21 protein-coding genes are annotated in these 18,331 nt (G+C 58.0%); 6 read left to right on the top strand and 15 right to left on the bottom strand.

Annotated features, from left to right (window positions below; genetic code table 11):
* Nucleotides 1–36 precede the first annotated feature (36 nt).
* The 5 genes from ccrA to ACZ1G7_RS07965 all read left to right on the top strand — a co-directional run bounded on the left by ccrA (nucleotide 37) and on the right by ACZ1G7_RS07965 (nucleotide 4,798).
* Nucleotides 37–1,329 (top strand): crotonyl-CoA carboxylase/reductase, encoded by a 1,293-nt coding sequence (gene ccrA / locus ACZ1G7_RS07985; protein WP_472663288.1) that lies wholly within the window; start codon nucleotides 37–39, stop codon nucleotides 1,327–1,329.
* Nucleotides 1,330–1,542: 213 nt separating this feature from the next.
* Nucleotides 1,543–1,755: a hypothetical protein gene (locus ACZ1G7_RS07980; RefSeq protein WP_472663287.1), complete on the top strand. Its 213-nt coding sequence runs from the start codon at nucleotides 1,543–1,545 to the stop codon at nucleotides 1,753–1,755.
* Nucleotides 1,697–2,413, top strand: coding sequence for a helix-turn-helix transcriptional regulator (locus ACZ1G7_RS07975; RefSeq protein WP_472663286.1), 717 nt, complete (start codon nucleotides 1,697–1,699; stop codon nucleotides 2,411–2,413). Before ACZ1G7_RS07980 ends, ACZ1G7_RS07975 begins: the two co-directional genes overlap by 59 nt.
* Nucleotides 2,414–2,550: 137 nt before the next feature.
* A complete protein-coding gene (locus tag ACZ1G7_RS07970) occupies nucleotides 2,551–3,204 on the top strand; it encodes an acyl-homoserine-lactone synthase (RefSeq protein WP_472663285.1) in 654 nt (217 codons plus the stop codon).
* A gap of 52 nt (nucleotides 3,205–3,256) precedes the next feature.
* Nucleotides 3,257–4,798 (top strand): ATP-dependent DNA helicase, encoded by a 1,542-nt coding sequence (locus ACZ1G7_RS07965; protein WP_472663284.1) that lies wholly within the window; start codon nucleotides 3,257–3,259, stop codon nucleotides 4,796–4,798.
* Here ACZ1G7_RS07965 and ACZ1G7_RS07960 read toward each other — a convergent pair.
* The 12 genes from ACZ1G7_RS07960 to ACZ1G7_RS07905 all read right to left on the bottom strand — a co-directional run bounded on the left by ACZ1G7_RS07960 (nucleotide 4,795) and on the right by ACZ1G7_RS07905 (nucleotide 14,404).
* Entirely contained in the window at nucleotides 4,795–5,556 is a 762-nt protein-coding gene (locus tag ACZ1G7_RS07960; RefSeq protein ID WP_472663283.1) for a TIGR02186 family protein, read from the bottom strand. The two genes, ACZ1G7_RS07965 and ACZ1G7_RS07960, sit on opposite strands and share 4 nt — an antisense overlap.
* Nucleotides 5,556–6,470, bottom strand: coding sequence for a sulfite exporter TauE/SafE family protein (locus tag ACZ1G7_RS07955; RefSeq protein ID WP_472663282.1), 915 nt, complete (start codon nucleotides 6,468–6,470; stop codon nucleotides 5,556–5,558). The genes ACZ1G7_RS07960 and ACZ1G7_RS07955 overlap by 1 nt, the downstream gene beginning before the upstream one ends.
* A gap of 105 nt (nucleotides 6,471–6,575) precedes the next feature.
* A complete protein-coding gene (locus ACZ1G7_RS07950; protein WP_472663281.1) occupies nucleotides 6,576–7,544 on the bottom strand; it encodes an ABC transporter permease in 969 nt (322 codons plus the stop codon).
* 4 nt (nucleotides 7,545–7,548) lie between these two features.
* Entirely contained in the window at nucleotides 7,549–8,643 is a 1,095-nt protein-coding gene (locus ACZ1G7_RS07945) for an ABC transporter permease (RefSeq protein WP_472663280.1), read from the bottom strand.
* Nucleotide 8,644: 1 nt separating this feature from the next.
* Nucleotides 8,645–10,189, bottom strand: coding sequence for an ABC transporter ATP-binding protein (locus ACZ1G7_RS07940; protein WP_472663279.1), 1,545 nt, complete (start codon nucleotides 10,187–10,189; stop codon nucleotides 8,645–8,647).
* Nucleotides 10,186–10,530 (bottom strand): nuclear transport factor 2 family protein, encoded by a 345-nt coding sequence (locus ACZ1G7_RS07935; RefSeq protein ID WP_472663278.1) that lies wholly within the window; start codon nucleotides 10,528–10,530, stop codon nucleotides 10,186–10,188. The genes ACZ1G7_RS07940 and ACZ1G7_RS07935 overlap by 4 nt, the downstream gene beginning before the upstream one ends.
* 67 nt (nucleotides 10,531–10,597) lie before the next feature.
* Nucleotides 10,598–11,593 carry a BMP family lipoprotein gene (locus ACZ1G7_RS07930; protein ID WP_472663277.1) on the bottom strand — a complete coding sequence of 332 codons (996 nt, stop codon included), beginning with the start codon at nucleotides 11,591–11,593 and terminating at the stop codon, nucleotides 10,598–10,600.
* Nucleotides 11,594–11,770: 177 nt separating this feature from the next.
* A complete protein-coding gene (locus ACZ1G7_RS07925; RefSeq protein WP_472663276.1) occupies nucleotides 11,771–12,190 on the bottom strand; it encodes a GNAT family N-acetyltransferase in 420 nt (139 codons plus the stop codon).
* On the bottom strand, nucleotides 12,187–12,882 hold the full coding sequence (gene tsaB, locus ACZ1G7_RS07920) for a tRNA (adenosine(37)-N6)-threonylcarbamoyltransferase complex dimerization subunit type 1 TsaB (RefSeq protein ID WP_472663275.1): 696 nt from the start codon (nucleotides 12,880–12,882) through the stop codon (nucleotides 12,187–12,189). Before tsaB ends, ACZ1G7_RS07925 begins: the two co-directional genes overlap by 4 nt.
* A complete protein-coding gene (locus ACZ1G7_RS07915) occupies nucleotides 12,863–13,306 on the bottom strand; it encodes a GFA family protein (RefSeq protein WP_472663274.1) in 444 nt (147 codons plus the stop codon). The genes tsaB and ACZ1G7_RS07915 overlap by 20 nt, the downstream gene beginning before the upstream one ends.
* Before the next feature lies 1 nt (nucleotide 13,307).
* Complete coding sequence (locus tag ACZ1G7_RS07910; protein ID WP_472663273.1) at nucleotides 13,308–13,865, bottom strand: NifU family protein; 558 nt, start codon at nucleotides 13,863–13,865, stop codon at nucleotides 13,308–13,310.
* 86 nt (nucleotides 13,866–13,951) lie between these two features.
* Nucleotides 13,952–14,404, bottom strand: a complete 453-nt coding sequence (locus tag ACZ1G7_RS07905) for a universal stress protein (protein WP_472663272.1) — start codon at nucleotides 14,402–14,404, stop codon at nucleotides 13,952–13,954.
* Nucleotides 14,405–14,588: 184 nt separating this feature from the next.
* On the opposite strand from ACZ1G7_RS07905, the gene ACZ1G7_RS07900 reads away from it, so the two are divergent.
* The gene (locus ACZ1G7_RS07900) at nucleotides 14,589–15,629 is read left to right on the top strand and encodes an SGNH/GDSL hydrolase family protein (RefSeq protein WP_472663271.1); all 1,041 of its coding nucleotides are present in this window, start codon (nucleotides 14,589–14,591) and stop codon (nucleotides 15,627–15,629) included.
* Between the two features lie 35 nt (nucleotides 15,630–15,664).
* Here the strand turns inward: ACZ1G7_RS07900 and ACZ1G7_RS07895 are convergent, their stop codons facing one another.
* The 3 genes from ACZ1G7_RS07895 to trpS form a co-directional block, all read right to left on the bottom strand.
* Nucleotides 15,665–16,042, bottom strand: a complete 378-nt coding sequence (locus tag ACZ1G7_RS07895) for a rhodanese-like domain-containing protein (protein WP_472663270.1) — start codon at nucleotides 16,040–16,042, stop codon at nucleotides 15,665–15,667.
* 101 nt (nucleotides 16,043–16,143) lie between these two features.
* Nucleotides 16,144–17,013: a branched-chain amino acid aminotransferase gene (locus tag ACZ1G7_RS07890; RefSeq protein ID WP_472663269.1), complete on the bottom strand. Its 870-nt coding sequence runs from the start codon at nucleotides 17,011–17,013 to the stop codon at nucleotides 16,144–16,146.
* Nucleotides 17,014–17,281: 268 nt separating this feature from the next.
* Nucleotides 17,282–18,298 (bottom strand): tryptophan--tRNA ligase, encoded by a 1,017-nt coding sequence (gene trpS / locus ACZ1G7_RS07885; protein WP_472663268.1) that lies wholly within the window; start codon nucleotides 18,296–18,298, stop codon nucleotides 17,282–17,284.
* Nucleotides 18,299–18,331 lie beyond the last annotated feature (33 nt).

The following is an 18,331-nucleotide window of genomic DNA, read 5'->3' as shown; positions in this document are numbered from 1 at the left end:
TCTGCGCGACAGCATGTGAAAATGAGGAACCCAGTTATGGCCTTAGATACGAGAGACTCTTTCATGGATTATGATGCCCCCGTTAAGGACCTCTATGAGGTCGGTGAAATCCCGCCTCTGGGCCATGTGCCGAAGCAAATGTATGCATGGGCGATCCGCCGCGAACGTCACGGCGAGCCTGAGCAGGCCTTCTTGACAGAGATTGTCGACGTCAAACAGCCCGACAGCCATGAGGTCGTCGTCCTCGTTATGGCCGCTGGCGTGAACTACAATGGAGTCTGGGCAGGTCTGGGTGTGCCGCTCAGCCCGTTCGACGTGCACAAGGCCGACTACCATATCGCAGGCTCCGATGCGTCCGGCATCGTCTGGGCGGTTGGTGAAAAAGTCACTCGTTGGAAGGTCGGCGATGAGGTCGTGATCCACTGCAACCAAGACGATGGCGATGATGAGGAATGCAATGGTGGCGATCCGATGTTCTCCAACTCGCAGCGTATCTGGGGTTATGAAACGCCTGACGGCTCCTTCGCACAATTCACCACGGTGCAAAGCCAGCAGCTTATGCCGCGCCCCCAGCACCTCAGCTGGGAAGAAAGTGCTTGTTACACGCTGACGCTGGCCACGGCCTACCGCATGCTCTTCGGCCACCACCCGCATGAGCTGAAGCCCGGCCAGAACGTGCTGATATGGGGCGCCTCGGGTGGCCTCGGTTCCTACGCAATCCAGCTGGCCAATACGGCGGGTGCGAATGCCATCGGGGTGATCTCCGACGAAAGCAAGCGCGATTTCGTGATGGGGCTTGGCGCCAAGGGTGTGTTGAACCGCAAGGATTTCAACTGCTGGGGCCAGATGCCAACGGTGAATTCACCTGAATACAAGGAGTGGTTCGGCGAGGTTCGCAAGTTCGGCAAGGCCATCTGGGACATCACCGGCAAGGGCAATAATGTCGACATGGTGTTTGAGCATCCGGGCGAAAGCACAATGGCCGCCTCCGTCTTCGTCTGCAAAAAGGGCGGTATGGTCGTCATCTGCGCGGGCACGACAGGTTACAACCTGACAATGGATGCGCGCTACCTCTGGATGCACCAGAAGCGGGTGCAGGGCTCCCACTTCGCGCATCTCAAGCAGGCCAGCTCAGCCAACCAGCTGATGGTTGAGCGTCGTCTTGACCCTTGCATGTCTGAGGTTTTCCCCTGGAACGAAATCCCGCAGGCCCACACCAAAATGCTGCGCAATGAGCATAAGCCAGGCAACATGGCGGTGCTGGTAACGGCGCGCCAAACAGGCCTTTCCACCTTTGAGGACACTTTGGAAGCAAGCCGTCAAGCATAGGTTTCCGCACTTGACGGAACTGATTCTGGACCCTCCGATTCGCTGAATTCGGAGGGTTTTTTTGTGTTTTTACAAGCCGTTGCAATAAAAACAGCGCTTTAGAGATTTAGACCTCACCATTTATGGTGAAGGGAAAAACGCGAATATCGGAACATGTCGCTTCAGAGTATTCTTATTTTAACGTTTGATTAACTGTTCAGAAGGACACTCAACATGACAAACGACTGGATTATTGACGTTTTGACCGATTTGCGGAAGTTTTCCGCCTCCAATTCGATGGGGCAACTCGCAGACCGATTAGACGACACGATCCAGGTGGCAGCGAAAGAGATCGATATTGCTCAATCAATGCCGCAAGCAGGGATGAGTGACATTGAACAAGATCGTAGACATGCAGGCGGCGCTCTCACGGGCAACAACCCTTGAAGAGCTTCAGCGAGCGGCGGAAGCCATTCGCGACGATTACGGGGTCGACCACGTCGTATATCACTGGGTCAATAGCGTAGGCGAACGCTTTGGCTGCGGGACATACACCACCGAATGGATCGACCACTATCTCGAAAAAGACTACCTTTATATCGATCCCGTTATTCTAGGGTGCTTTCACCGGTTTGACCCGGTGAACTGGAAACAACTGGATTGGAGCAGCAAAGGCGCACGTGAAATGCTGCGCGATGCGGCCTCTTTTGGGGTCGGGCCGCAAGGCTTCACCGTCCCAATCCGGGGGCCAAAAGGGCAGTACGCGCTCTTTACCCTCGCCGATAGCCGGTCCGACGCGGAATGGGAGGCCTTGATCAGTGAGAAGAAGAAAGACCTGATCTTGGTGTCTCATGCGTTCAACACCAAAGCGTTAGAGTTGGAGGAGCGGGTTTTCAGCCTCGAAGCGGCACAGCTGTCGCCGCGGGAACGTTCGACATTGACCCTTTTGGCGAAAGGCAAAAATAGGGCGCAAGCGGCGCAAGAGCTAGAGATCTCGGAAAATACACTGCGAGTCTATGTCGAATCCGCACGACACAAGATGGGCGCCCTGAACACTACCCACGCCGTAGCGCGCGCTCTGGCTGCCGGACAAATAGTCGTCTGACCCTTTGTTTCAAAGGGCCAATGACCTGATCGATTCGAATGGTTAACGGAGTCTGATAGCGTCGTTAACCAAGTTCAGATTTTGATTACCGCTTTGGCGCAGCCTTGTTGGCAGCACATCCAGAAGGGTAATCGCCAATGCTTCGCTTCATCTACGCCACTGACCTTGATCAATACCCACTTCTCAAAGACACAATGTTCCGCGACCGGACCACACAGTTTCGCGACCGTTTGAACTGGGCCGTCACCATCGATGAGAAGGGTCACGAACGCGACGAATATGACGCGATGAACCCGCTATATGTTATTTGGGAAGACAGCGACGGTCGCCATGGTGGGTCCATGCGTTTTCTGCCCACGACGGGCGACACTATGATCAACGACCACTTCTCCCATCTGATCGACGGGACCGACATCCGCTCGCCCCTAATCTGGGAATGCACCCGGTTCTGTCTTGCTCCTGATGCTGACCGCCGCGTCACCGCGGCATTGGTTCTCGGTGCGTCCGAGCTGATGGAAAATTTCGCGCTCATGCAGTTCGTTGGCGTTTTCGACCCGCGCATGGAACGCATTTACGGCCTGTTGGGTGTGAAGCCCGAGGTCATCGGACGTGCCGGTGAAGGCCATGAAGAAATAGGCGTTGGGCTATGGGGGTTTGATCAATCCGCCCGTCCCCGGGTCGAGGCGCGCGCCAAGTTCGACAAAACCCAAGCCGAGGCCTGGTTCCGCCATTCCTTCAACCATCCCTACCTTGCGGTAGCCGCTGAGCAATATTTGCAAATTCCGGCCTAGTTCTCCGCGATCCCGCTGGCAGAGACATGGGCGCACCTATAGGGTCGCGTCCATGTCCGAGCTTTCCAAAATCACCTATTCTGACGATCAGGCTGAGGCGTTTGACGCCGTCGCTGACCTGCTGGGCCGCGCCGGTGTCGACATCACCACCGGTGACACGATGCCTCTGCAAGAGGCGCGCGAACAGGTGATGGCCATCGTAGGAAAGGCTGGCTCTGGCAAAACGCTGCTCCTGTCTGAGCTGGTGAAAGCAGTGACGGGGGCAGGGGTCGATCTTGTGTCGGGCGATTATGAAGGCCGGGCGCGCAAGGACCGCCGCACTCTGGCGGTGTTGGCCCCCACCAACAAGGCCGCATCTGTACTCAGAAACCGGGGCGTACCCGCAACGACAATTCACCGCATTCTTTACACGCCTCTCTATGATCCTGACTATGAGCTGATCGCCGATTGGCTCGCAGGCCAAGGGGATCGTCCCGAAATTGAAGGCTTGGCGGACGGCGCACTTGATCGTGCCAAACTGTTCTATGACGCGCATAAATCCGTACCGGGCGCGCTTGCCGCCGCTGGGCTTCGCGGCTCCGACTTCATTCAAGGTTGGAAACGGCGTGAGGACCCGCTCGATATTGGGTTTGTGGACGAAAGCTCAATGCTCGACGAAAAACAATTCGAAGACCTGCGCGAAATCTTCCCGACGCTCGTGCTGTTCGGCGACCCGGCACAATTGGCCCCTGTCGGTTCAAACGGGGACATGGTCTTCGACACGCTGAAAGACGGACGCAAACTGGAACTCAGCCGCGTGCATCGCCAAGACGCAGGCAACCCAATCCTTGATCTGGCCCACGCCTTGGCGGATCCGGACGTCGATTTCTACAAGTTCGAAAACCTCGTCCGAGAGGCTGCACAAAAGGACGACCGTGTTGTCTTTGCCGAACGGGTCGAGGCTGATCTCATGGCCCGCTCCCCTGTTCTGGTCTGGCGCAACGCCACGCGTATCCGTCTGATCCAAGCGTGGCGCGGGGCCTACGGCGCCACTGTCGACACGCTTCTGCCGGGTGAGCCGTTGATCTGCGACGGGATCGAATTGCCAGTAAAGCATCGCAAGAAACGCATTGATCTGGAGGCGCGCGGCCTCGTGAAAGGCGCGCAGGTTGTCTATATGGGGCCCGGCAAAAAGCCCGGATTTTCGCGCCTGCATGTCGTCGGCGCCGAGGATCCGCAGGTCTCAGCGGCCTCAATCATCAAAATCGAAGCCCCTGATGAGGAAGAACCCTTCATCCCATTTGCTGCCCGGATGGGCGCGTCTTTTCTGCACGGGGCGGCCGTGACGATCCACAAGGCACAAGGCTCGCAATGGGACACGGTTCAGGTCTTTGCGCCGGATCTCTATGCCGCTGCGCGTTCGGGACGGTCGGAGGCGGGTCAACCCGTCTGGAAACGCCTCGCCTACGTCGCGATCACCCGGGCAGAAAACCGGCTTTTGTGGATCACACGTAATCGCCTCAGCCGTCCAAGCACGATGCTCGATACCAGCGATTTGGCCGCAATTGCGCCAGCACCCCTAGCGCTAGAGCCGCAACAAGAGCTGCCCGATTAGAAGCGCAAATACCTGAAGAAAGCGGAAGCGAGCCACCCCGCGGAAATCGCAATCACCAGCGACAAGATACCGTAAATCAGGGGCCGCTCATGTGCCAGATCGTAAACCCAACGTTCCAAGCCGACCTTGCGCACGTCGATGAACGTGGTCAGTTTTCCGACAACCTCACCCTCACGGGTGATAAAAATGCGGGTGGGGTAGGTGCCCTCGACCAGATTGGCGGGCAGGTCAATCGTTGTCGAAAACAGCGATTGCTGTTGAACAGCGACGGTATTGTCGAGTTGTTGGTACAGGTTTTGACTTTTGCGAATGCGGATCAGCGCTTCTGTGAAGCTTTCCGGGTCCTCAATATCCGCCGCGGCGCCGACCGAATAAATCGCGCGCGGGATCGAAACCTGATAGCGCAGATCGTCAAGTTTCGACAGCGTTTCGGACAAAACGCCGGAGGAGGCAACAGCATAAAAACTTGGCGCTCGGGCGACCTCAACCGCGTCCACATTGACCCAAATGCCGTAGCGCTTTTCCTTGCGGCGCACGGTCACCGGCCCTGCTGGCCCTGATATCGCAATCACGACATCCAATGGCGCAAGACCACCTTCTTCCCGCGCGCCTTTGATCGCGCCGTAAATTAATATGTCAGAACCATCGAAGTTCGCGGTGATCTCAACATCTCTCAATGACATGTCGGCCACGACTTGTTCTGCGCGCGCGCCAAAGCTGCCAATAAGCACCGCTAAAAGGATCAAAGCAAAGCGCATCAATGCCCGCCCTCGCCAATCGAATACAGCTCCGATGGCATGATCAACAGATCAAGCGCCAGTTTAAAACAGACCGCCAGCACCATGATCGACAGCAAAATCCGCAGTTGTTCCGCCTGCAATTTCGCACCAATCCGCGTGCCAACCTGGGCTCCAATCACCCCGCCCACCAGCAGCAGAACAGCCAAAGCCATGTCGACGGTGTAGTTCGTTGTGGCATGCATCAGGGTTGTAAAACCGGTGACAAAAATGATCTGGAAAAGCGACGTGCCAACGACAACTTTGGTCGGCATGCCAAGCAGGTAAATCATCGCAGGGACCATGATGAACCCACCACCAACGCCCATGATGGCCGCCAGAATGCCCACAAAAACGCCGACCAAAACCGGCGGAATGACGGAGATGTATAAACCGCTCGTGCGGAATTTCATCTTCAACGGCAGCGCGTGCACCAGCCCATGTTTTTTGCGCGCGGGCACCTTATGCGTGCCCTTGGCGCGCCGGATCGCCTTCAGGCTTTCGAAAAACATCAGACCGCCAATAATGCCCAGAAAGACTACGTAGCAAAGCTTTACCAGCAGATCGACCTGGCCCTGTTCGCGCAGGATTGCAAACAGCTGGACGCCCAACGCCGCGCCAACGAGGCCGCCGATCAGCAGCACCGTGCCCATTTTTAGATCAACGGTTTTTCGTCTGAGATGCGCCAAAACCCCAGAGAAGGACGAGGCTACAATTTGGTTCGCTTCTGTCGCCACGGCGACGGCGGGCGGAATGCCGATAAAGAACAAAAGCGGCGTCATCAGAAAGCCGCCACCGACCCCAAACATGCCCGACAGAATGCCCACCAGCCCGCCAAGGCCCAACAATAGAAAGGCGTTCACCGAAACTTCAGCAATGGGGAGGTAGATCTGCATAGCCCCCCTTAGACCCGTCCAGATGGTCGGGGCAATGCCAATCTATAGGTCCAGAGTTCACTTCTTTCTGCAACGCAGAAACAAATGTAAAATTGGGACCGGTTCTTACCGTTCTTTGACGTAAGCCTCGCCACCAGCCCGCGGTGGAATCGCTTTGCCAACGAAGCCGGCCAGGATCACCACGGTCAAAATATAGGGAAGCGCCTTCAACAATTGGATCTGCACCTTGAAGCCCAACAATGCTTCAATCACGTCCGGACGCAGCGCGATCGCTTGCAAGAACCCGAACAAAAGGGTGGCGTAAAGCGCGTGCCATGGCCGCCATTTGGCAAAGATCAACGCCGCAAGCGCGATAAATCCACGCCCCGCCGTCATCTCACGGCCAAAACCTGCATCCAGCCCGGTCGATAGATAAGCCCCTGCCAAGCCGCACAGTAAGCCGCAGATTGCAACGGCTGCAAAGCGCAACCCGATGACGGACACACCTGCCGTATCAACCGCCGCGGGGTTCTCGCCCACGGCGCGCAGACGCAGTCCAAAGCGTGTGCGAAACAGCACGTACCAGCTAAAGGGCACGGCCAGAAGCGCTACGTAAACCAGTATCGAATGTCCCGATATCACTTCGGAATAGAACGGCCCGATGATGGGCATAGTGCTCAAAGCATCGGCGAAGGGCAGGGTGATCTCATTAAACCGCCCGCCCGACGACAGGGGCGGTGTGCGCCCGCCTTGGCTAAACCAGCTTTGCGCGACCAAAACCGTCAGCCCGGAAGCCAAAAAGTTGATCGCAACGCCCGAAATCAGCTGGTTGCCGCGGAAAGTAATGGATGCCACGCCGTGCAGCCCCGACAGCGCAAGCGATGCCATGATGCCCGCAAAAAGCCCCAACCAGACAGAACCGTAAACGGCTGCAATCGCGGCCGATAGGAACGCGGCGGCAAGCATCTTGCCCTCAAGCCCAATGTCGAAAATCCCAGCGCGCTCAGAGAACAACCCGGCGAGGCAGGCAAACAGCAACGGCGTCGCCAAACGAAGTGACGAGTCGAGAATTTGCATAAGCGTCAGATAGTCCATTCGCTCACCCCTCCCTCTTGCGCATCATCAGGAACAGCCGCTCGACAGGCGTACGCACCATGCCGTCCAACGCGCCCGTGAACAGGATCACCAATGCTTGGATAACGATGATCAGGTCACGCGGGATCGAGGTCCAAAGCGCCAGCTCCGCGCCACCTTGGTAGAGAAACCCAAACAACAGCGCTGCCATCAAAACCCCAAACGGGTGGCTGCGCCCCATGAGGGCCACGGCGATCCCGATGAACCCGGCCCCCTCTACGGAGTTCAAGACCAGTCGCTCAGCCTCCCCCATCACGTTGTTGATGGCCATCATGCCCGCCAATCCGCCGGAAATTGCCATGGCGATAACCGTGATCTTCACAGCCGAAATGCCCGCATATTTTGCGGCTGGCTGCGATTTTCCGAAGGCGCGGATTTGGTAGCCCAGCTTGGTGCGCCAGATCAGGTAGTACACGGCCACGCAGGCGATCAGCGCAATGATCAGCGAGACATTCGCGGGCGTCCGCGCCGCAAACGGGATCCCAACCGAGTTCAACATATCACTGATCGTCGGCAAATGCGTGGCTTCCGGGAATTTGCCAGAGGCAGGATCCATTGCACCCGCAGGCCGCAAAATCTCTACCAAGACATAGTTCAAAAGCGAAAACGCGATGTAGTTGAACATGATCGTTGTGATCACGATATGGCTGCCCCGCTTGGCCTGCAAATAGGCTGGGATCAGCGCCCAAAGCGCCCCAAAGGCCGCAGCGCCCAGCGATGCCGCAAACAGCGCCACCGTCCAATGCGGCCAGGGGATCAACAGGCAAATCAACGCAACGCCCAAGCCGCCCAACGTGGCTTGACCCTCACCGCCAATATTGAACAAGGCGGCGTGGTAGGCCACGGCCACGGCAAGCCCTGTAAAGATGAAATTCGTGGTGTAATATAGCGTGAAACCCCAGCCATAGCTGGTTCCGAGCGCGCCCTCGATCATCAGGCTCAGCGCTGCAATCGGGTCTTCCCCAATCGCCAGGATCACCAGCCCCGAAATGAAAAACGCCAGCATCAAGTTGATCAGCGGGATCAGGATAATGTCGGCCCATTTTGGCATGGTTTGCATCTCAGGAGGCCTCCCTTTCCTGTCCGGTCATCCCCGCCATCAGCAGTCCCAGCTCTTTTTCATCGGTCTGTGCAGGTAGCCGCTCGCCCATCATCTGCCCGTCGAAAATCACGGCAATCCGGTCGGCGAGTGACAGGATTTCCTCCAGCTCAACTGAGACCAACAAAATCGCTTTGCCCGCATCGCGCAGCTCGACGATGCGCTGATGGATGAACTCAATCGCGCCAATATCGACGCCGCGGGTCGGTTGTCCGATCAGCAAAAGATCCGGGTTGCGCTCAATCTCGCGCGCCAGCACGATCTTTTGCTGGTTGCCGCCTGAGAAGCTTTTCGCCTCCAGCATCGGATTGTCCGGGCGCACGTCAAACCGTTTGAATTTGCCTGCTGCGTCTTCCTTTATGGCGCTCTGATCCATCAGCAGGCCGGAGTTATATTCCTCCTCGTCATGATATCCGAAGGCCACGTTTTCCCAGGCCTTGAAATCCATGATCAGCCCTTCGCGCTGCCGATCCTCGGGCACATGGGCAATGCCACGTGCGCGGCGCGATTTGGCGTCCGACCGCGCGCCGGTCAGGTCAATTTCCTGACCATTTACACGGATGGTGCCGGTCGCGGATTGGGTTCCGCCCAGCACTTCCAAAAGCTCCGATTGCCCGTTGCCCGCGACCCCTGCGATGCCCAAAATCTCCCCTGCACGCACGTCAAGCGAGATGCCTTTGAGGCGTTTTACACCTTTGCTGTCAGTGACTTGCAGATTTTCGATTTCGAGAACTTTGTCCTTTGGCTGAGCGGGCGTCTTGTCGACCCGCAGCAGGACTTTGCGGCCCACCATCAGCTCTGCCAGTTCCTGCGGGGATGTGTCCGATGTCTTCACCGTCGCTGTCATCTGTCCGCGCCGCATCACCGATACGGTGTCTGTCACCTCCATGATTTCACGCAGTTTGTGCGTGATCAGGATGATGGTCTTGCCCTGCGCCTTCAGCCCCTCAAGGATGCGGAACAAATGGTCGGCCTCGGCGGGCGTCAACACGCCAGTGGGTTCGTCCAAAATCAAAATGTCCGCCCGGCGGTAGAGCGCTTTCAGGATTTCGACCCGCTGCTGCATCCCCACGCCAATATTCTCGATCAACGCATCCGGGTCGACGTTCAACTCATATTCATCCGCCAGCCGGGTCAGTTCCTTGCGGGCCTTGCCCAGGGAGGTGGCAAGCCGCGCACCGTCCTCCGCCCCCAGGATCACGTTTTCCAATACAGAGAAGTTTTCGACCAGCTTGAAATGCTGAAACACCATCCCAATGCCCGCTGCAATCGCCGACTGGCTGTCTGGGATCGGGGTCTTTTGACCGGAGATATAAATCTCCCCGCTATCGGCTTTGTAAAATCCATAGAGGATCGACATCAGCGTTGATTTGCCCGCGCCATTTTCGCCGATAATGCCGTGGATTGTGCCCGGCATCACACGGATCGAAATATCTTTATTGGCTTGCACCGGCCCAAAGGCTTTTGAGATGCCTTTCAGCTCAATCGCGGGGGCTTGATCGTTCATTCCGGCGCTCCGGTGCCAACAAACCCGACCATCCGCGGGATGCGGCCATCAGATGCCATGTCGGCGAAATACTGGCCGTGGTGGACCATGCCATCGGCCATTTTGAAAGCAATCGTTGTGCGCGCATGCGGGCCGGTTTCGGACATGGACACCACTTCTGCAACCGCGCCGGGCGCGTGCTGCGCAAACATGGCAACGTATTCTGTCATCGCTGAGGGCCCTGTCAGCGGCTCCGGCGTGCGCGGGTCCAGATAAATCGCGTCCTCTGTCACGGAAGCCGCGATCTTGTCCGCGCTGCCATCCGACCAAGCGTCGAAAAATGTCTCAAGTGAATGTGCCATAGGCCCCCGCAAAGCCAAAAAAGGGCCACGCCCGTAAAAGCGTGGCCCCAATATTAAAACCCGAACCTTAGAAGGTCAGCGACGGGCAGCTTTCGTCGGACATGTAGTCATGCACGGCGATCTCGCCTGCGATGATCTTGCCGGCAATCGCATCAACGGTTGCTTGCATTTCGGCGGACACCAGGTCTGCGTTGTTTTCGTCCATCGCGTAGCCGACACCGTCTGCGGCGAGGTTCAGAACCTTCACGCCGCCCGGCTGTTCGGTGCCCGCTGTGAACGCGTCATAGACGGCCACATCCACGCGCTTGAGCATGGAGGTCAAGATTTTGCCAGGGTGCATGCCGTTCTGGTTGCTATCAACACCAATGCCCAAGATGCCAGCATCCGCGGCTGCCTGCAAAACGCCAACACCGGTGCCGCCAGCAGCATGGTAGACAACATCAGCGCCTTGGCTGATCTGCGCTTTTGTCAGCTCGGCGCCGGTGACGCGGTCATTCCAAGCGGCGGGAGTTGTGCCGGTCATGTTGGCGATGACGGTGGTGTCAGGGTTGGCCGCTTTCGCGCCTTGCGCGTAACCGCAGGCAAAGCGGCGGATCAGCGGAATGTCCATGCCGCCGACGAAGCCCACAGTGTTGTTTTTGGACGCTTGCGCCGCCATATAGCCCACAAGGTAGGAGCCTTCATGCTCGGTGAAAACCACCGACGTCACGTTCGGCTGGCCCACGACCATATCGATGATGACAAAATCTGTGTCCGGGTAGTCAGGGGCCACTTCGCCCAGCACGTTGCCAAAGGCGAAGCCTGTCATGACGACCGGGTTGGAGCCGGTTTCAGCCAAACGACGCAATGCTTGCTCGCGCTGCGCCTCGGATTGCATTTCGATTTCGCGGTACTTGCCGCCGGTCTCTTCGGCCCATTTCTGCGCACCATTGTAAGCCGCTTCGTTGAACGACTTGTCGAACTTGCCGCCAAGGTCAAATACGATGGCCGGCTCAGCCAGCACAGCGCCTGCGCTCAGTGCGAGTGTCGCGGCTGCGCCCATAAGTGATTTCATGAGGGTCATTAAGGTCTCCCAGATGTTTTGTTATCCGCGCCGATTCAGCTGCGGACCGGGGACCGTCCCCCCGGGTTATTTGCAAAGCTGAGATGTCTCTCAGTAATACCTCATTAAGGGGTATCGCCGGGGGAGGGCAACCGATTCTTAACCCAGACGGGAGCCACTCGGCGCCGTGACCTAAAGTCAGTCTGTTTTTTCATCGCCCAGCGTACGGGCCATCACAATAGCGTCCAGGCCGCCGTAATAGCCCTTTCGCAGGCCCGCCTGCGAAAAACCCAGTGACTGGTAGAGGGCTTGCGCAGCCGCATTTTCGGCAGCAACTTCCAGAAACGCCTGCGCGGCGCCAGCGTCGCTTGCAGCTCTCAGAAAAGCCTGCGTCAGGCGCCTGCCGACACCTTGGCGGCGCGCATTCGGGTCAACAGCTAAAGTGAGCAATTCTGCCTCATCGGCCACCACGCGGCCCAGCAAAAACCCATTGGGCGCGCGTAAGTCCACACTGCCTGGCGCTGCCACCATGCTTTCGATTTCCGTCAAAGACCAAGGGCGCGGGACGGTAAAGCATGCTGCATGCAGCGCGGCCATCTGTGTCGTGTTCAGGCTCATGCGTCCAGAATAATCGGCGCGGGGTCACGCGGCGGGGCGGCATCCGGGGCGCGCACATAAAGCGGGGCAGGTCGGTCAGGCGCGGTTTCTCCGCCCAGATAGCGATAGCTTGCGCAAAGCCCGATCCGCGCAGCCACGTTCTGTAACTCGGCATGGTCCCACGCGCATCCAAAAGGCTTGGCTATTGCCTCCGCCGCAAAACCGCGCACCTGCATGCGTATCGGCAGCTCAAGGTCTGGTGGTGGGTCCGCAGGGTCGATCACGCGCGGCGCGGAATGCGGGACGCCATAGCGAAAATGTTGCACGTAGGCGCTGCCGCGTGGCCCCTCAAGGCTGACAATCTCAGCCGCATGCGCGCCAAGGCCCGTGGGATCACGCATCACTTCAAACAGCGACACGCCCATGACCGGAATGCCAAGGCTCAGCCCCAAACCCCGCGCTGCCGAGACGGCAATGCGAATGCCCGTGAAATTCCCCGGCCCAATGCCGACCGCAATCATGTCCAGATCGGCCCAGGTAATGGATTGATGCGCAAGCGTCCCTTCAAGGATCGGCATCAACCGCTCCACCTGTCCCTTGGTCATCGGCTCGGTCTGCTCATAGCGCGTGAAGTTTTGAACCACCGCCGCCGCGCAATGGGGTAGGGAGGTGTCAAACGCCAAAATCAGCGGCTCAATCGCCATGAGCGTCATTCAAGGCGTCCCGCCCCGTCCCGGTTGAGCCCGGCAGGTCAGCACCCGCCACCCAGTCATGCCGACGCTCGGAAAAACAGTGAAACTCTGGCGCCAAACCGGCGGCTTCTTCGATCACGCCCAGAGGTACCCAGGATTGGTCTGGAACATAGTCAAACCGCCCAAGCATCGGCGAACCGCACGCCTCACAATTCCATCGCCGCACACCCTGAACGAAGGATCGCCCGGGCCCAAGCGCTTCTAGCCCTTCAACACAACTATCTGAAAACGCTGCCAATACGGGGGCCGCAGCGCCTGTCCAGCGTCGGCAATCGTCGCAATGGCAATAGACAACCTGCAGCGGTTCTTTGGAAAAAGTCAGGGTGGACGCCCCGCAATAGCATCGTGCGCTCCGGCCAATACTCACGGCAGTCTGACTGGCCATATCAGGCCGCGACGGGACGGACTTCCACAACTTCAGGGATGTAGTGGCGTAGCAGGTTCTCGATCCCCATTTTCAAGGTAAGGGTCGACGATGGGCATCCGGCGCAAGCGCCTTGCATGTGCAAATAGACAACGCCGCGATCAAATCCGTGGAACGTGATGTCGCCGCCGTCTTGCGCCACTGCTGGGCGCACGCGGGTATCCAAAAGCTCTTTGATCTGGCCGACAATCTCGCCGTCTTCGCCGGTATGTTCCGCGTGGCCGGAGGACGCTTCGCCCTCAACCGCCTTCGCGCCCGACTGGTAATGTTCCATGATCGCGCCAAGGATTGCCGGTTTGATATGGTCCCATTCGGTCGCGTCCGCTTTGGTCACGGTAACAAAATCAAGCCCCATGAATACGCCGGTGACGCCCTCAACCGCGAAAATGCGCGTGGCAAGTGGTGAGCTTGCCGCTGTGTCGGGCGACGGAAAATCTGCGGTGCCGACCTCCAGCACGGATTGGCCGGGCAGGAATTTCAGCGTTGCGGGGTTTGGCGTGGATTCTGTTTGGATGAACATGAGAGGCCGACCTTTTCTATCAGGCTTTTAATATGTGCGCGAAGCTCACAAAGGTCAAGAGTTTAGAATTGTTCTAATAGTGGCATTTAGCTGATCGCTTCCAGTCGTTCTTTGCTCATGTCGCCGGGGACCACAGTGATCGGCATCGGCAGGTTGCCTGAATTGCGGGTCAGCTCCGTCACCAAGGGGCCGGGGCCGCCATCAGTGCCCGCGCCAAGAACCAAAACGCCCACTTCCGTATCTTCCTGCACCTGCGCCAAAATCTCGCGCACTGGTTCCCCTTCGCGGATCATCAGCTCCGGGTCGACGCCCTGCTTGTCGCGCATCCATTTGGCGAAGACCTCGAAATGCGCGTGAATACGCTCTCGGGCCTCTTCGCGCATGATGTCGCCGACGCCAATCCAATGGTTGAACTCTTCGGGAGGGATAACGGCCAACACTTCGACCCCGCCGCCGGTCCGCGCGGCGCGCATAGCGGCAAAACGCATCGCATTGAGGCATTCCTTACTGTCATCGAGCACGACCAGAAACTTGCGCATGATATGCCTCCTTCAGTCACGGCATTGGCCATAATGGGGGAAGGGTGCATGTGGCGCAACCGCGAACGCGGACGTCACAAAAGCTAAAACGAAAAGTGGTTACATAGTTTTGGCAAGTCCGCGGGAATAAACGCGCTAAGTTAAGCGTATTGCCAAACAAGCCCATTTTAAAAAAGGAAATCAGATGCCTCATTTCATTCGTGCATTCTTCATGTCAACGGCGGTAACGGTTGCTGCCGCGCAAGCCGCGCCAGTTGATAATTTCACCGGGTTCGTCGGGTTTGGCGACAGCCTCAGCGACAAGGGGCGGCTTTTGCAGCTGCAACCGCCAAGCCTTGGCGGGCGGTTCTCTGACGGGCCAACCTGGATGGAAATCGTCGGCGCGGAATTCGAAAAACGCGGCCAGGCGAATTTCAACCTCGCCCTAGGCGGCGCGACCGCCGGGCCTGATAATGACAATGACGCGGCCTTCCAGCAATTTGATGCCGCGCGCACGCCTGACCCCAACAATCCCGACGATATCCCGGTATTTGAACTGCGCAATTTCTCCGCGCAAGTTGATGCCTTTGAAAACGCCGGGTTTGATGATCAGACCGGGGAAAACCCGCTTGTCGGCATTTTGATCGGTGGCAATGATTTCCTGCAAGGCAACGCTGATCCATTCGCCGTGATCAACAATATTGTGGCGGGTATTTTGAAGATCGCAGCGCTGGGGCCGCAATACGATTCATTCCTGGTGTCCAATAGTACCTCCGCCGCTTTTCTACCGCAGAACGCAAATCTCAGCGCCTTGGACAAGGCGCGGCTTGATGCGGAAGCCTTCGCCTTCAACGCGGCATTCGAAGGCACGTTGGCCGCTTTGGCCGCTCGCGAAGGGTTGGAGATCGAAATTTTTGACCGGTTCACCGAGACACAGAAGATACAGTCCTTGGCTGCGGAGGTAGGCCTGATCGCAGACCGGGCATGCACCACGAGCGTCGGCTCCCCGATATTTGATCCCAACAACGCCTGTTTGGTGCCGGGGTCGTCTGAGGCCTTTTTGTTTGTCGACAACGTGCATCCCGGGGCGTTTGTTCACGCCGGATGGGGCTCTGCGGTGGTCGATCAAATCTCAGACCGCCTCGCGCCCGAGCTGGCCCCAGTTCCCTTGCCTGCGGGCCTGCCAATGTTACTTGCGGGGCTCGGGCTATTCGCCGTCATGCGCCACCGACAGCGCGCCGCATGAAAAAAGCGCCCCGGCACGTACCGGGGCGTTCTCTGTTAACCGTTTTCCATCGGCCCGCCGGCGTCCTTCCACTCGGAGATCCCACCAATATTGGTGACATTGGTATACCCCATATCAACGAGGGTCTTGCCGCTTAATGCGGCCTGACCACCCGCGCCGCACACCAGATAAAGTTCCGCATCTTTGGTGAAAGCAGGGTTGTGGAAGCTCTCCATCGCCGGGTCCGCAATGAATTCGATCATACCACGTGGCGCACGAACAGCGCCCGCAATGGTCCCGCTTTCCGCGATTGAACCCGCATCCCGCACGTCAACAAAAACCGCATCTGTGCCGTGTTTTGCAATCGCATCGCCGCCCGGGATGCGCGGTACGACCGCATTGGCGTCATCAAGAAAGTCTTTCGCAGATTTCATGGGGCTGTCCTTTCAAATCAGTTATTTGGAACGCCCGAACAGGGCGAGATAGGCAACAACAAACAACGCCAGTGACGCAGCTATCCAAAAGATCAGGCCTGTCATCCCGGCTGGTCCGACAAAGCCCAATCCCAATACATCTCCCGCACCTGTTTGGTGACGGGGCCTTGCTGGTAATGGGTGCCGTCAAATTCGCTGACGGGCGTGACTTTCATCATATTGCCGGAGGTAAAGACCTCATCCGCGCCGCGAAAATCGTCAAAACTCAGCACGGTTTCATGTACGGTCACGCCGTTTTCGCGCAGGTTTTTCATATGCCGGGCGCGGGTGATCCCGGCCAGAAACGTGCCGTTGGGGGCAGGGGTAAATACCTCCCCATCCTTGACCATAAAGATATTCGCCGTTGCGGTTTCAGCGACATTTCCCAACGCATCTGCCACCAGCGCGTTGCCAAACCCTTTGCTGCGCGCCTCTATCAGCATGCGCGCGTTGTTGGGGTAAAGGCAGCCTGCCTTGGCATTCACGACTGCATCCTCCATCACGGGACGGCGGAATTGCGTTGTCGTCAGCGTCGTAGCTTTGCCGGCAGGCGCCATCGGAATTTCCTCAAGGCAGATCGTAAAGCCGGTAGAGCCGGGCTTGGGGTCCACGCCCAAATCGCCGCCATCCAGCGCCCAATACATGGGGCGGATGTAAACTGTGGCGCCGGGCTGGTACATCGCCAGCCCTTCATGTACCGCTTCGACTATTTGCGCGGTCTCCATCGTCGGCGTGATCATCAACGCTTCTGCCGAACGGTTCACCCGCGCGCAATGCGCCTCCAGATCGGGGCACACGCCTTCGAAAAACCGCGCGCCGTCAAACACGGAGGTGCCCAGCCAAGCTCCATGATCACCTGCGCGAATGATTGGCAGGTCGCCGTCATGCCAGCTTCCTTCGAAATATGTCTTGATATTGGTGCCGGTCGCCATGGTGCTTCTCCTCGCGCATCGGTCCAAGGCTAGGATGCGCGGCGGTCAAGGTCCAGAGCATGCGTTTTGCGGCGTCCGACAAAAAATGCCCCCGGCAGGGACAGGCCGGGGGCAAAGAAGATGTGCAGCCTCATTTGGGTGCTTCCAATCGGCCTGCTATGGGGGACCAAGGCCGCTGCACGACTTTCGATGCCAATGAAATAGGCGGATTCGGAATCGGCGCGGTGTCAGTTTTGTTGCAAGATTATGACAAAACGCGAGGCCGTGCTCAGGCCCCGACCATTCCCACAATTTCATATGTTTGTTTCAGGATCGGCGCGGCCACGGCGCGGGCGCGCTCGGCCCCACGGGCCAGTATTTTGTCGATTTCGTCGGGGTGCTCCATCAACCGTGCCATTTCGCCCGAGAGGGGCGATAGCTTGGCGACCGCCAGATCTGACAGCATCGGCTTGAACTCAGAGAATTGCTTCCCGCCCACATCAGCCAACACTTGATCGACTGTCTTGCCTTCAAGCGCTGCGAAAATATTGACCAGATTGCGCGCCTCGGCCCGGTCTCTCAAACCCTCCGCCTCAGACGGCAACGCGTCCGGGTCGGTGCGCGCCTTGCGGATTTTCTGCGCAATCGCATCGGCGTCATCGGTCATGTTGATCCGGCTCATGTCGCTTGGGTCGGATTTGGACATCTTTTTGGAGCCGTCGCGCAACGACATCACCCGCGTGGCCGCGCCCTCGATCACCGGCTCAGTCACAGGAAAAAAGTCGACGCCGTAGTCATGGTTGAACTTCTCGGCAATGTCGCGCGTCAGCTCGACATGCTGCTTCTGATCCTCCCCCACGGGCACATGGGTGGCGTGGTAAATCAAAATGTCAGCCGCCATCAGCGCCGGATAGGCAAACAGACCCACGGAGGAGGCCTCCCGGTTCTTGCCCGCCTTGTCTTTGAATTGCGTCATCCGGTTCAACCAGCCCATCCGGGCCACGGTGTTGAAAATCCAGCCCAGCTGGGTGTGCTCGGGCACTTGGCTTTGGTTGAACAATATGGACTGCTCCGGGTCGATGCCGGACGCAATGAAGCCTGCGCACAGCTCACGCGTGTTGCGGCGCAGCTCAGCCGGGTCCTGCCAGACGGTGATCGCATGCAAATCGACCATGCAGTAGATCGTCTCGAAATCCGCCGCCTGCATATCCACGAAACGCTTGATCGCGCCCAGATAATTGCCCAGCGTCAACCCGCCAGATGGCTGGATGCCGGAAAAGACGCGCGGTGTGAATGTTGTGGCCATGAAACGGCCCCCCGTCTGGATAAACTCAACGTC

The sequence above is a fragment of the Litoreibacter sp. JB4-2 genome, assembly GCF_055693445.1.
The sequence above is the reverse complement of the archived record's forward strand: the minus strand, read 5'-3'. Positions and strand labels throughout refer to the sequence as shown.

Coding starts and splice junctions, on each gene's coding strand:
- ccrA (WP_472663288.1), top strand. CDS start 37: ATGGCCTTAGATACGAGAGACTCTTTCATGGATTATGATGCCCCCGTT.
- ACZ1G7_RS07980 (WP_472663287.1), top strand. CDS start 1,543: ATGACAAACGACTGGATTATTGACGTTTTGACCGATTTGCGGAAGTTT.
- ACZ1G7_RS07970 (WP_472663285.1), top strand. CDS start 2,551: ATGCTTCGCTTCATCTACGCCACTGACCTTGATCAATACCCACTTCTC.
- ACZ1G7_RS07965 (WP_472663284.1), top strand. CDS start 3,257: ATGTCCGAGCTTTCCAAAATCACCTATTCTGACGATCAGGCTGAGGCG.
- ACZ1G7_RS07960 (WP_472663283.1), bottom strand. CDS start 5,556: ATGCGCTTTGCTTTGATCCTTTTAGCGGTGCTTATTGGCAGCTTTGGC.
- ACZ1G7_RS07955 (WP_472663282.1), bottom strand. CDS start 6,470: ATGCAGATCTACCTCCCCATTGCTGAAGTTTCGGTGAACGCCTTTCTA.
- ACZ1G7_RS07950 (WP_472663281.1), bottom strand. CDS start 7,544: ATGGACTATCTGACGCTTATGCAAATTCTCGACTCGTCACTTCGTTTG.
- ACZ1G7_RS07945 (WP_472663280.1), bottom strand. CDS start 8,643: ATGCAAACCATGCCAAAATGGGCCGACATTATCCTGATCCCGCTGATC.
- ACZ1G7_RS07940 (WP_472663279.1), bottom strand. CDS start 10,189: ATGAACGATCAAGCCCCCGCGATTGAGCTGAAAGGCATCTCAAAAGCC.
- ACZ1G7_RS07935 (WP_472663278.1), bottom strand. CDS start 10,530: ATGGCACATTCACTTGAGACATTTTTCGACGCTTGGTCGGATGGCAGC.
- ACZ1G7_RS07930 (WP_472663277.1), bottom strand. CDS start 11,593: ATGACCCTCATGAAATCACTTATGGGCGCAGCCGCGACACTCGCACTG.
- ACZ1G7_RS07925 (WP_472663276.1), bottom strand. CDS start 12,190: ATGAGCCTGAACACGACACAGATGGCCGCGCTGCATGCAGCATGCTTT.
- tsaB (WP_472663275.1), bottom strand. CDS start 12,882: ATGACGCTCATGGCGATTGAGCCGCTGATTTTGGCGTTTGACACCTCC.
- ACZ1G7_RS07915 (WP_472663274.1), bottom strand. CDS start 13,306: ATGGCCAGTCAGACTGCCGTGAGTATTGGCCGGAGCGCACGATGCTAT.
- ACZ1G7_RS07910 (WP_472663273.1), bottom strand. CDS start 13,865: ATGTTCATCCAAACAGAATCCACGCCAAACCCCGCAACGCTGAAATTC.
- ACZ1G7_RS07905 (WP_472663272.1), bottom strand. CDS start 14,404: ATGCGCAAGTTTCTGGTCGTGCTCGATGACAGTAAGGAATGCCTCAAT.
- ACZ1G7_RS07900 (WP_472663271.1), top strand. CDS start 14,589: ATGCCTCATTTCATTCGTGCATTCTTCATGTCAACGGCGGTAACGGTT.
- ACZ1G7_RS07895 (WP_472663270.1), bottom strand. CDS start 16,042: ATGAAATCTGCGAAAGACTTTCTTGATGACGCCAATGCGGTCGTACCG.
- ACZ1G7_RS07890 (WP_472663269.1), bottom strand. CDS start 17,013: ATGGCGACCGGCACCAATATCAAGACATATTTCGAAGGAAGCTGGCAT.
- trpS (WP_472663268.1), bottom strand. CDS start 18,298: ATGGCCACAACATTCACACCGCGCGTCTTTTCCGGCATCCAGCCATCT.